Genomic DNA, 11,445 nt, shown 5'->3' with positions numbered 1-11,445 from the left:
GGGGCCTCTCATTGTTGTAAAACTCAATGTACTTGTCAGTGCCCTCAAAAAAGGCTTTGTAATCACTAAAGTCGTACAGATTGACAAATTCTTCCTTAAACGTCCAGTGAAACCTTTCTATATGGGGATTTCGCTCCGGAGACTTTATGGGAATCCGTTCATGAAATATTCCTTGTTTGGTGCAAAATTTCAGTGGGTATTAGGAGGTGTAACCAGGACTTTTTCAAAAGCTATTTTGTCTTCGCTGTTGTTGCTTACATATCTTGCCACGGGCAAAAGCAAGTCCATCTCTTGGCAAAGCCGGTAAACCTTCTTCTTGTTGATTATCAATCTAAATGTTGACTGAAGTAAACGGATCAGTGTCTTATATCCGAAGAAAGGGTATTCTTCCGCTAAGTCAAAGAGCAAAGTCTTGATCATTTCATCTTCAAGGAAAAATCCGTCTAAGGTAAGGGAATACCCGGGAAAGGTCTTCCCCCGCTGGCTACTTTCTTTCCTCTCCAAGGGTTAATAGAAAAATAAGTCTACTCGTTTCCTACGGCTAGAACTTGATTGTGGCAACCCGGGCTAGCTACCGGTTACAGTTTCGGAATGCTGACGTTCGTCAGCATGGCTATCAAACGCTCCCTTTGGGAATCGATTATACGGCAGGCAGTAACCCCGGCGGCATTACAACCTAGACCCATACCCATAGTTAAGGCCTGTTTACCACACGTTCCTACAAGCTTAAATAAACCGTCCAAGATAAAAGCCACTCGAGGAAGATACCCCAGCTCTTCTAGAAAAGTAAAACAAGGGAAAAAAATGGCCATAGGAGGCAGCATCACCGCCACTACCCAAGCCGTCGTCCTGTAAACTCCCTCCACCATCACCCCCCGAAACCAAGCCGGCAAATTTAAATAATCAACGGCTAAAATCAATTTTTGTTCCAAGTAAAAAAATATCCTGGACAGAAGTTCTGAAGGATAATTAGCTCCTACTAGAGTAACCCAGAATACACCCCCTAAAAGCAACATCATAACAGGCAAGCCGGCCCACTTGGAGGTGAGAATGTTATCCAGCCACCTGTCTCGAACCGGAATACCCTCTTCCGCTCTTTTTGTTACTGCCTTTTTGACTAAGCTTTCCGCTTGCCGGTAGAGGGCTTCGACATCCTGGAGCGACGTAGTTTTACCACCTGTAGAGCAACCCTGGTTTAAACGGTGAACAGCGCATAGCTCAGGTTCGCCAGCACAAAAGTTACCTGCCAAATTGTAAATAGCCTCTTTTAATTCAGCCAGCCCCCGTCTGCTGCGGGCTGTTGTAGCCACCACCGGAATTTTTAATTCGCGACTTAAAACGTTAATATCAATCTCCAAACCCCGCTTCTCGGCCTCATCCATCAGGTTGACGCATAAAATAACCTTTTTCCCTAAGTTGATAACTTGTAGAGCTAGTAAAAGGCTGCGCTCCAGGGCAGTGGCGTCACCGACTACTACCACCACATGAAGCCTGTCGTCTCTGAGGAGAAACTCGCACGTTATTTCTTCTTCCGGAGAACCGGGTTGTAAAGAATAAGTACCGGGCAGGTCTATGAGCAAAAACTGTTTATCTTTATACCTGTATGCGCCCCGGCTAAGGCTTACCGTCTTACCGGGCCAGTTTCCGGTATGCTGGCGCAGACCAGTCAAAGCGCTAAAAAGGGTGCTCTTACCTGTATTGGGGTTGCCCACTAGGGCAACCGTTATATAGGAAGGTTCCTCCGCACAGGGAAAAATAGTACGAATAGCCCCCGGCACGGAGAAAGGGGTAAGTTTAGGTAAGGCCATGTGACCTAGAAACCTCCTTAAAAATCTTCTAAGAAAGGCTATAAAAGGGTTGGACAAATACCAGAGAAGCCTGTTCTCTCCGTAATGCGACAGTGGTGCCCTTTACCCGATAAGCTACGGGGTCCCCTGTTAGGCTAGCCCGTACGACTTCCACTACCGTACCCGGAGTAAACCCTAGTTCTAGAAGCCGGCGGTGCCAAAACCCGTTGCCGGAAACCTTAACAACCGTGCCCCTGGTCCGTTCCGGAAGCTCAGCCAAGGAGCAGGCCTTGTCCCTGAAACCTGTATTACCTGCCATCCTAGCTTCCTCCTCTCTAAAACTCATCCTATAAATCGCCTTTAAGTCGGCCTCGGTAGATAATATGAAAGGAGCCCGCTTTTGGACTCCTCTAAAAAAGTTAGACGCTCCTAAATTCAATGCCCTCATGACCTACCGGGAACGTATACTGTTTTTAGGATGTAACTTAAAAAGAGTCTATAAAGGTGGGGATGGAATTGCACAAAGAAGAACAATTTCGCACTTACCGTGGCTATGCCCTCCTGGAGCAGGAAATAGGGGCCCTTACGCCTAGTATGGAAGATTATCTAGAAATGATATACCGGCTTACAGAAAAAAACGGTTACACCCGTATCCAGGAACTAGCAGCAGCCTTGAACGTACAGCCTTCATCAGCCACCAAAATGGTCCAGCGCTTGGCTGAAGGAAACTACTTGATATACGAAAAATACGGCGTTATTAAGCTAACGCCGTTGGGTGACCAAATGGGAAAAAGATTGCTGGCCAGGCATAATACCCTGGTCGAATTTCTAAAAATGATAGGTGCAACTAGCCACCTACTGGAAGATACGGAAAGGATAGAGCACAATGTAAGCCAGGAAACATTAACTTGTATCAGCCGTTTAGTCCACTTTTTCCGGGAACACCCCACATGGCTTAAGGCCTACCAGGAATATTGTACCCGGTTCTCCCAACGCAGCAAGCTCTAAATATAGACTGCAGAAGCACAACGCAAGCCCTAGGTTAACCGTTTATACCGCGCCCAAGTCTCTTTAATCACCAGGCTTAAGCCGACCTTTAAGGGCCAAAACCGATGCTGTCTATCCGCCAGCCCATGCCGGGTATCTCCTGGCGTAAAGTTAAAAACAAAACCTGTACTCCGCTTTCAGCCGTTATGGCTCGTCTAAAGGTTAAATGAACAGCTACCTGGAAGCGCTTTATTTCCGGGGTATCTTTTTCTTGGGGAGGGAGCTCCCGGATGCTTACTATTTTGGCCGCCGCTACATTGTTCAGACCATCCCTGTCGACTACGCTAAAGGAAGGATTATACAAGCGGTTGTTGTCCATATTGCGGAAAAGATAGTCCAGGAGATTGCGGCGGCTTAAAGCAGCATGGGCTGTACGTTTATCCCCGTTACCCACGGCTTGGTAGAAGGTACGGATAAGCTCTTCCGGACCTAAAGAAGACAGCCGTTTCTCCAAGGGGTCCTCGGTATTTATCAGCCCCTTTAGCCACTCCCCCCATGATTTCCCGGTTATCTCTTCCAGCCTTCTTCCTTTAAGGGAACAAGCAAAGCCTTGATTTTTCCCAGCATCGAGCCAGGCTCCTACTATGCGGTTCTCAGCCTTAACTATGACCGCTCTCCCGGCCCAGCGAAAGCCGTGCATGAATTCCGGTAGAGGCTGCTCAAGTTTATATAAATTAACTCGTACCTCTTTACCTAAGTAAGGAGTAATATCCAGCCCCACGTCCTTGCTGAGTTCGTTGTTATAAGCCCAGTAGATAACAACCGGGAAGTCGCCGGCATTATGTACCAGCTCGTCAGGCAGCTTGCCTTCCATAGTGTTAGCCTTAAACAAGACCTCCCAGCCGTACTGACGCAGGAAAGCCACATCATCAGGGTCAACTTCGCTAGTTGCGTTCTTGTACTCCGTAAGGGAAAGCAGAACGATGTTAAATTGAGGTGGCACCTGATACCATGTATTCTCCAGAGCAAGATACCCGGGCTCTTCGGGTGCAAAATCCTTAAATAAATAAACGTATTCCCTGGTGCGGGCCACCTCTTCTGCCTCTTGAACCTTAAAAACTAAGTAGTACTTCTTCCACGGCCAAACAGACGGAGGCTGGGCATGGGGAGACTGGTCTAAATAAGACATAAGCTTCGAGGCAATGTTTTTATCATCAATATTTACAAGCCTTATCTTCTCATCTGTTCCCTCTTCTACGTAAAGTTCTAATCCAATTACAGCGTCCTTAAATTCCGGGTACTTGGCAGCAGTAGTTACCTGGGGCCGAGCAAGGCTCAGGGCTAAAACGAGGGCAAACGATAACAGGCACAAGAGCAGTACAATACCGGCCTTGCGCCTCACTCCTTATCCCCTCCTTAATGACTAAACCTTGGTTCAGGACTTCCCATTAGGCCCCTTTACTCCCTAGTTTATACAGGTTTCTTTACTCCCATTCAATGGTCGCCGGAGGTTTGGAAGTAATATCGTAAAGCACACGGTTAACCTGGCGCACTTCATTAACAATCCGGGAAGAAATACGCTCCAGAACCTCGTAGGGTAACCTAGCCCAGTCAGCAGTCATGGCATCTTCGCTAACTACTGCGCGGACGATAATGGGATAAGCATAGGTGCGCTCATCCCCCATAACACCTACGCTTTTTATAGAAGGCAGTACGGCAAAACACTGCCAGAGGTCGCGGTACAGGCCCGCCCGGCGGATCTCCTCCTGTACAATGGCATCGGCCTGGCGGAGTATACCCAGCTTTTCCTCCGTTACTTCCCCCAAGATGCGTACTGCCAATCCCGGACCCGGGAAGGGGTGACGCCAGACTATCTCTTCGGGCAACCCCAGCTCGAGGCCTACCCGGCGTACTTCATCTTTAAAAAGAAGCCGGAGGGGTTCTATAAGCTCAAATTGCATATCCGCCGGTAAGCCTCCCACGTTATGGTGGGTTTTAATTACCGCAGCAGTCTCCGTCCCGCTCTCGATTACGTCGGGGTAAAGGGTCCCCTGAACCAAAAAGTCTACCTTCCCGAGCTTACGGGCCTCTTCTTCAAAAACCCTAATAAACTCCTCCCCAATGATCTTACGCTTTTCTTCCGGGTCTAACACACCTTTAAGGCGCTTTAGAAAGCGCTGGCTTGCGTCAACGTAAACGAGATTCATGTTAAAGGTTTTCTCAAAAGTTTCTCTGACCTGCTCTGCTTCTCCCTGGCGCAAAAGACCGTGGTTCACAAAAATACATACCAGCTGGTCGCCAATGGCCTTATGCACCAAGGCTGCCGCCACCGAAGAATCTACTCCGCCGCTTAAAGCGCATATGGCTTTTCCGCTACCCACTTTTTCCCGGATAGCCTTCACCTGTTCTTCAATAAAGGAGCTGACCGTCCAGTCTCCTTTTACTCCGCAAACCCTGTATAGAAAGCGGCGCAATATCTCTTGCCCTAAAGGCGTATGCTTGACTTCCGGGTGGAATTGAACTCCGTAAAGCTTGCGCCTGGGATCGCTCATGGCAGCCACAGGAGTATATTCCGAACAGGCAGTAACCTGGAATCCAGGAGGTGGTGAGCTAATATAGTCCCCGTGGCTCATCCAACATTGCATGGGAGAAGGGAGCCCTTCAAACAAGGCATCCCCAGACACTATTTCCACCATCGTCTTACCATATTCTTTCCCTTGGGCTTCCTCTACCTTCCCCCCTAAATCGTGGGCCATAAGCTGCATGCCGTAACAAATGCCCAAGATGGGGATCCCGGCTTCGTACAGTGCCGGATCAATACGTGGAGCCCCGGGAGCATACACGCTGGCCGGTCCCCCTGAAAAAACAATACCTTTAGGCTGTCGGGCCAAAATCTCCTTTAAAGGAGTGTGATAAGGGATCATCTCGCAGTAAACATGGCATTCCCGTATACGGCGGGCGATAAGCTGGTTGTATTGTCCTCCGAAATCCAAAACCAACACCAGGTCCATTGGTCTAATTCCAACCCCACTTCTTATTTAGTCTTAACTAGCTACCCCGGTAAATTTCAGGTTTTAGCACGCAAATATCGGGCAAGTGGCGATACTTTTGATTATAGTCCAGCCCGTATCCTACCACAAAGTAATCAGGAATGCAAAAGCCCCGATAATCTATCTGGACGTCTACCAGGCGCCGTTCAGGTTTATCTAATATGGTGCAGCACTTTAAACTTAAAGGCTGGCGCGCCCGGAGGTTGTCCAAAAGATATTTCAGAGTTAGGCCGGTATCCACAATATCCTCTACTATAAGCACGTGTTTATCCTCTACAGGAACCTCCAGGTCTTTAAGTATGCGCACTACTCCCGAAGAGCTTGTACCGCTACCGTAACTGGACACGGCCATAAAATCCAGGGTGATGGGAATAGTAATCTCGCGCACCAGGTCCGCCAAAAAAATTATAGCACCTTTCAAAATACCGACTACCAATAGATCTTTCCCTTCGTAATCACGGCTTATGGCCGCACCCAATTCCTTAACCCTTCTTTTTATCTGTTCTCTTGTAACTAAGACTTCTGCAATATCCTCGCGCAAACTTTTATTCCCCCTTTAGAATTTTAACATGAGCCGTAGACAAAGCTAACTTCGCCACGAACAAAAAGATTCCTGCTGCAAGTCTCAAAGGAAAGAGGGCTAAAATCGAAAAGAAGCCTTAACATATTTAAAGGCCTGTGATAAAATATAAATCGGCCATCAACTCCAATAAAAAATCCTCTCCCTCCACCCTTACCGCCGAATTTCTTCGGCCGTAGAAGAAAGCGGGGGACCCAAAGTAAAGGGGTTAATCCGCACCGCGCGTGCGGTAGGGCTAGGCACTCGGCCCGCACCCGTCAGCTAACCCCGTAGGCGTAAGAGCCGGGTGGACCTTTATTTTTGCTGGGGTGGCTTTATATCGATCCGTTTGTTAAAATCATATAACTGAAGCCTGATAACCAGACTATCCCCCGCCTTTTGGCGATGTTCAGCCACCAGATCTACCTGGCGGATGTAAGGTTCTCTTCTGTCAATCCAGAGGTTGCAAGAAAAATTATGCCAGTAAGCATTAAGTAAGGCATTATTAATCTCGGGTCTCAAAGATAAAAGATAAGGGCGGCCGGGCATGTTCTTTTGTCTCCCTTTATATTGTAGCTCCTTTACCTCAGTTATTTTAAGGATAGATAAAGGATTGACCTCTACCAGAAAAATATCTTGCTGTAAGGGATTGTTTCCGGGAGTAACCATCCACCGCTGTGAGACAGGGTCTTTGAAGTAGGTAGTATCCTTTACCTGGTAGATGTCCACCTCCTGGCCGGTCATCTTACCCCAAAGGTGTAAATCTCCTGTAGATGCACATTCTCCGTTTACTTTACTTATTTCTATGTGTCCTCCCTCTGTTTCCAGAAAGGCCTCAAGGTAGAAACGATAACTTTTAAGGGCATGAGTTGTATCTAGGGCTTTGACCAGCAACTCCTCAGGGTTTACTTTTATCTCCTGCAAATAAAAATTATAGCCCCCGGTACCAGCTAAGACCAAAGCCAGCACCACTAGGGCTGTCTTAAGATTTAATTTCGATAAAAAAACTTTCAATTCTATCCACCCCTCCCAAGGGAGTAAGCCTTTTATAAAATACTTAATTGGCCCAAGGAGGGGTTATGCCTAGCATAGCAACAGTGGTAAATGTTTCTAATACTTCCCCCAACGCTCGGCCGCCCGGTAAAGGGCTAAAACCTTCTCTTTTGGCAATTCTTCCCCCAAGCAGCCACTGCTCGTAGAAAAAATGAAGCCACCTCCCGGCGAAGCTACCGCCATAAGCTCCCTTACCGCCTCCTCGATCTCACTTTCCGAAGCCCTAATCAAAAAATCAAGGTCGAAATTACCCATTAAGCAAAGTTTACTACCGTAATCCTTTTTAATTTTACTTATATCCATGCCACTACCCGGCTCTAAAGAGTGAACCCCCGTAAAACCGGCCTCCACCAAATATGGCAAAAGCTCCTGAATATTGCCGTCCGAATGGAAGAAAACTGGTATTTCATCTTCCCTTAGCTTAGCCACCTGCTGCTCCCAGAGGGGTAAAAAAATGTCTCGTACCAGCTTAGGGTTCATATAAAGGCCCCGGGCGTAGGCTATATCATCGGCCAAAATTACACCGTGGGCACCGGCTTCTACAGCTTTCAGGGCTTCTGCCAAGCCCCACCGGGACTCATCCCAGGTAAGTTCTATTATTCTTTGTTCCCTGGTAGCTACTCGGCATAAGAAATCCGTAAAATCCATCTTCCTGGCCGCCCTTTGGAAGGGGCCGTCTACCAGGGCGAAAACGAAAAAATCGGTATCCTCCCGCCAGCGCTTAAAAGCACCCAGTTCTTGGGGGGAAACGCCGGCCGGCAACCCCACCAGGTCCATCCCTAAAAGTATTCTTGCCTCGACTTCGTCCTCCCATGTAATTGGAGCCGGTTTGCCCAATAGATTGGCTACCAATCCCGGGGCGAGCTGCCACTCCCCTTTGGGAACCCGGTCCAAGGGCTGGCGCTCCAAAGCACGGTATACCCTTTCCGCTCTAGTCATAGAGAACTCCTCTCCGGTAAACTCAGGGAAGAAATAAAGGTCTCCTGGAAGGAAGGCTGCACCATCAGCTCTAGATACCCTACCTGCTCGGCTATCTCCTCCGCCCGCCGACGTTCGGCCAAAGAGACTAACGCTGCCCGAGCTCCGGTGCCCGCAGCATTGCCAACCTGGCGGAAAAACTCGAGGGGGAGCCGAGGAAACATACCGATATCTACGGCGCTCGCCACCCTAAGATGGGTACCAAAGGCACCGGCCACCACTACCTCTTGTATATCCTCTACGTTAAGACCTGCACTTTTAAGTAAAAGTTCGGTCCCCGTAGCTATAGCAGCTTTGGCCAGGAGGATCTCTCCAATATCCTTTTGGGTGATCACAATATCCTCACCTGTTCCGCTTTCCGAAGCCGGTACGAGGAGAAACTCCGCCGGTCTTCCTTCGAAAACGCGGACTCGGGGATGCTTGCGGTCAAGCCGGCCACGGGTATCTATTACTCCCGTCCTGTACAATTCGGCCACTGCATCTAAGATGCCCGAACCACAAATACCCAAAGGAGCTGCCCCGCCTATGGTCTCCAGTTCTACTTCAGTACCTCCATTTTTTAAGCGTACGGCTTGGATGGCTCCCTGCACGGCGCGCATACCATGAAGAATATGGGCACCTTCAAAGGCCGGCCCTGAAGCACAGGAACAGGAAAGCATGCAGCCGTTATATTTCAACACAATCTCCGTATTGGTCCCTATATCTAAACCCAATACTACCTTGTCCGTCCTGTCCAGCCGGCTTCCCAAGATCATGGCCACATGGTCTCCACCTACAAACCCGGCAATAACCGGCATAAGGTAAACATAAGCACCAGGGCTAAAATTCAAACCCAGGTCACGGGCCTTGATCTCCACGGGAGTAGTAACGGCTGCTACATAAGGTGCACGGGCCAGTTGGGCTACAGGCAAACGGAGAAGGAGGTGATGCATAGCCGTATTGCCCACGATAACCGCTTCTTCTATATCTTTAGTTTCCAGTCCTGCACGTGCGGTCAAATCCTTGGCCAAGCGGTTTAAGCCCTCAATGATAGCTTGGTGTATGCGGTTATAATGGTCCTAATCCTCAAGGGCGTAGGCCAGCCGGCTCATCACATCTTCTCCGTAGGCAATTTGGGGGTTCATGATACCTTCGCTGGCCAAGGTATCACCTGTTTCCAGGTGGACTAGAAAACCGGCCACTTTGGTGGTTCCCAGATCCACCGCCAGGCCTACAGGAGGAGGTACGGGCCGGTGGAAAAAGCAGTTAATAATTTCCCGCCCCTTTACCGTTACTGTGCCTCCTTGAGCTTTAGCCATAGGGGGTTCCTGGCGGGCCAGCTCCATATCCACCTGAAGCTGGGAAAGGTTGTAGTCGGAAGCCAACCTCTGGACCACTTGCTGCCACACCGGCCGCGGGTTTTCTATACTAGTCTTCTCCGTGATCAAGGTGTACCGAACCACCGGAGGTTCCGGCATGACATCCACATCCAGGCCTTCTACCTGGAGTTTTTGAATACCTACCATAGATTCTGGCGGGATCTCTACTTTTGCCGAACTATAAAGAACTACCTGGCAAGCTAAACGATAACCTTCGGCTATCTGCTGAGGTGTGAACGCCCTGCTTTCAGCTTCAGTCAAGGAAGATAAACCCTCACCCTTCACCTTTACCCTACACCGGCCGCACAGACCTTTTCCGCCACAGGGAGAATAAACTCCCCCGGTCCCCAAAGTGAAACCCGCTCCCTGAGCTATAGCCAAAACGGTCTGGCCCGGTGTAGCTTCCACCCGGCGTCCTATAGGTTCAAAATCTATAACAATTTTCTGAACCACCTTTATCCTCCCCCCCCATCTTTTTACGGAATATAGTAGGCGTGTAGCCTTCTATTTTTTTGAAAACCTGCCCAAAATACCGGTAGTCCTTATAACCTACTCTAGCCGCTATTTCGGCTATGGAAAGATCGGTATGCAAAAGGAGGTCTTTAGCCACCTCCAATCTCACTCGGGTAAGGTAGTCTATAAAATTTTCTCCTTGTACTTGCTTAAAAAGGCGGCTGAAATAACAAGGACTTAAATAAACATGATGGGCCACGTCTTCCAGGGAGATATCGCGGTGGTAGTTTTCTTTAATAAACTTTACAGCCCTATCTATTAAATTGGTGTTACGCTGTTCCCGCGCCTGTACTACTTTATCTACTAATACCCCGATCTTTTCCTTAACCTTGGCTTGTAGGTCGTTTAAGGATTCCCCGGAAGCCAATTCGGTGGTCCCGCTAAGCATTACTTCAGCAATCTCATCAGGATTAGCCCCTGCCTCCAAGGCCGAGCGGGTAGCCAAACTTATAAGTTCTAAAATTTTTACTTTAAGCACTGTAGGCCGTACCTCTTGCCTAAAAATGACTTCCGCCATTATATGGCTAAGATGTCGCCAAGCTGCCTCTTTATTTCCCAACCGTATGGCGAGGGCTAAGTTCTGCTCAGCAGGTGAGCCGAAGGGTTCCCGGGAACGGGGTAGTACCGTAACATCATCGGCGTGGATCACCTGGTCGCCCCCATAAAGCAGGCGGTACTCGGCAGCCGCTGCGGCCTCGGCATATGAGCGGCTGAGCTGCCCGACTTCTATTACCGGTCGGCCAACCCCTACCGTAATGGTCAAAGGAGTGAGCTCGCGTACCTTCTCGCATAATTTCTTGCCTAAAGATATGGCCTTCTCCCGTACCCCCGCGCGGTCAGGCAGGTGCTCAGTAGGAAGCAAAAGGAGAAACTCCTCCTTAAGGCCGGGTACTACCAGGGACCCCTGCCATTCGGAAGCCGTCTTTTCTAAAATATGCCACACCCTGTTCTTTAAATATTGTCGTTCTGCCTCTAACAGTCCCCCGGGGCGTTCCGGGAACCTATCTATCGCAGCAACCATTACCAGGCGGGGTAGGGAGCTTAAACCTAAAAATTCGGCTATTTTTAAAGGTTGTATAAGGACAAGGATAAATAAATTATTGTCATCTGTTTGCTTTCTTGCTCAGGCTAGCCTGCCTTCTCAAGGGGAACTCCTGTCC

The 11,445-nt window shown here is 48.9% G+C and carries 10 protein-coding genes, 1 pseudogene and 1 riboswitch; of the genes and pseudogenes, 1 reads left to right on the top strand and 10 read right to left on the bottom strand.

Features of this window, described 5'->3' with window-relative positions; all coding sequences use genetic code 11:
• From L5656_RS11410 to L5656_RS08110, 3 genes are all read right to left on the bottom strand, one after another.
• Positions 1-121 (bottom strand): integrase core domain-containing protein (locus L5656_RS11410; protein WP_366018137.1); only part of this gene is annotated, 121 nt, incomplete at its 3' end.
• A gap of 457 nt (positions 122-578) precedes the next feature.
• Positions 579-1,808, bottom strand: a complete 1,230-nt coding sequence (locus tag L5656_RS08115; RefSeq protein WP_297201584.1) for a ferrous iron transporter B — start codon at positions 1,806-1,808, stop codon at positions 579-581.
• Between the two features lie 28 nt (positions 1,809-1,836).
• Positions 1,837-2,106, bottom strand: coding sequence for a FeoA family protein (locus L5656_RS08110; RefSeq protein WP_297201582.1), 270 nt, complete (start codon positions 2,104-2,106; stop codon positions 1,837-1,839).
• A 197-nt stretch (positions 2,107-2,303) separates the two neighbouring features.
• On the opposite strand from L5656_RS08110, the gene mntR reads away from it, so the two are divergent.
• The gene (mntR, locus tag L5656_RS08105) at positions 2,304-2,795 is read left to right on the top strand and encodes a transcriptional regulator MntR (protein WP_297201580.1); all 492 of its coding nucleotides are present in this window, start codon (positions 2,304-2,306) and stop codon (positions 2,793-2,795) included.
• A gap of 88 nt (positions 2,796-2,883) precedes the next feature.
• Here mntR and L5656_RS08100 read toward each other — a convergent pair whose 3' ends face one another.
• The 7 genes and pseudogenes from L5656_RS08100 to L5656_RS08065 form a co-directional block, all read right to left on the bottom strand.
• Positions 2,884-4,176, bottom strand: coding sequence for a DUF4829 domain-containing protein (locus L5656_RS08100; RefSeq protein WP_297201579.1), 1,293 nt, complete (start codon positions 4,174-4,176; stop codon positions 2,884-2,886).
• Between the two features lie 82 nt (positions 4,177-4,258).
• Positions 4,259-5,785 carry a glutamine-hydrolyzing GMP synthase gene (gene guaA / locus L5656_RS08095; RefSeq protein WP_297201577.1) on the bottom strand — a complete coding sequence of 509 codons (1,527 nt, stop codon included), beginning with the start codon at positions 5,783-5,785 and terminating at the stop codon, positions 4,259-4,261.
• A gap of 37 nt (positions 5,786-5,822) precedes the next feature.
• Positions 5,823-6,365: a hypoxanthine phosphoribosyltransferase gene (hpt, locus tag L5656_RS08090; protein ID WP_297201576.1), complete on the bottom strand. Its 543-nt coding sequence runs from the start codon at positions 6,363-6,365 to the stop codon at positions 5,823-5,825.
• A gap of 186 nt (positions 6,366-6,551) precedes the next feature.
• Positions 6,552-6,695: riboswitch (cyclic di-AMP (ydaO/yuaA leader) on the top strand.
• A 3-nt stretch (positions 6,696-6,698) separates the two neighbouring features.
• Positions 6,699-7,397: a hypothetical protein gene (locus L5656_RS08085; RefSeq protein ID WP_297201573.1), complete on the bottom strand. Its 699-nt coding sequence runs from the start codon at positions 7,395-7,397 to the stop codon at positions 6,699-6,701.
• A gap of 96 nt (positions 7,398-7,493) precedes the next feature.
• Positions 7,494-8,375, bottom strand: coding sequence for a uroporphyrinogen decarboxylase family protein (locus tag L5656_RS08080; protein WP_297201571.1), 882 nt, complete (start codon positions 8,373-8,375; stop codon positions 7,494-7,496).
• A pseudogene (locus L5656_RS11405) lies at positions 8,372-10,225 on the bottom strand (ASKHA domain-containing protein). Before L5656_RS11405 ends, L5656_RS08080 begins: the two are co-directional and overlap by 4 nt.
• Positions 10,197-11,348, bottom strand: a complete 1,152-nt coding sequence (locus L5656_RS08065; RefSeq protein ID WP_297201588.1) for a helix-turn-helix transcriptional regulator — start codon at positions 11,346-11,348, stop codon at positions 10,197-10,199. The pseudogene L5656_RS11405 and the gene L5656_RS08065 overlap by 29 nt, the downstream one beginning before the upstream one ends.
• Between the last annotated feature and the right edge of the window lie 97 nt (positions 11,349-11,445).

Source organism: Thermanaeromonas sp. (assembly GCF_021890735.1).
Classification (GTDB): domain Bacteria; phylum Bacillota; class DSM-521; order Neomoorellales; family Neomoorellaceae; genus Thermanaeromonas.
This window is presented reverse-complemented; position numbering and strand designations above follow the sequence as displayed.

Coding starts and splice junctions, on each gene's coding strand:
- L5656_RS08115 (WP_297201584.1), bottom strand. CDS start 1,808: ATGGCCTTACCTAAACTTACCCCTTTCTCCGTGCCGGGGGCTATTCGT.
- L5656_RS08110 (WP_297201582.1), bottom strand. CDS start 2,106: ATGGCAGGTAATACAGGTTTCAGGGACAAGGCCTGCTCCTTGGCTGAG.
- guaA (WP_297201577.1), bottom strand. CDS start 5,785: ATGGACCTGGTGTTGGTTTTGGATTTCGGAGGACAATACAACCAGCTT.
- L5656_RS08080 (WP_297201571.1), bottom strand. CDS start 8,375: ATGACTAGAGCGGAAAGGGTATACCGTGCTTTGGAGCGCCAGCCCTTG.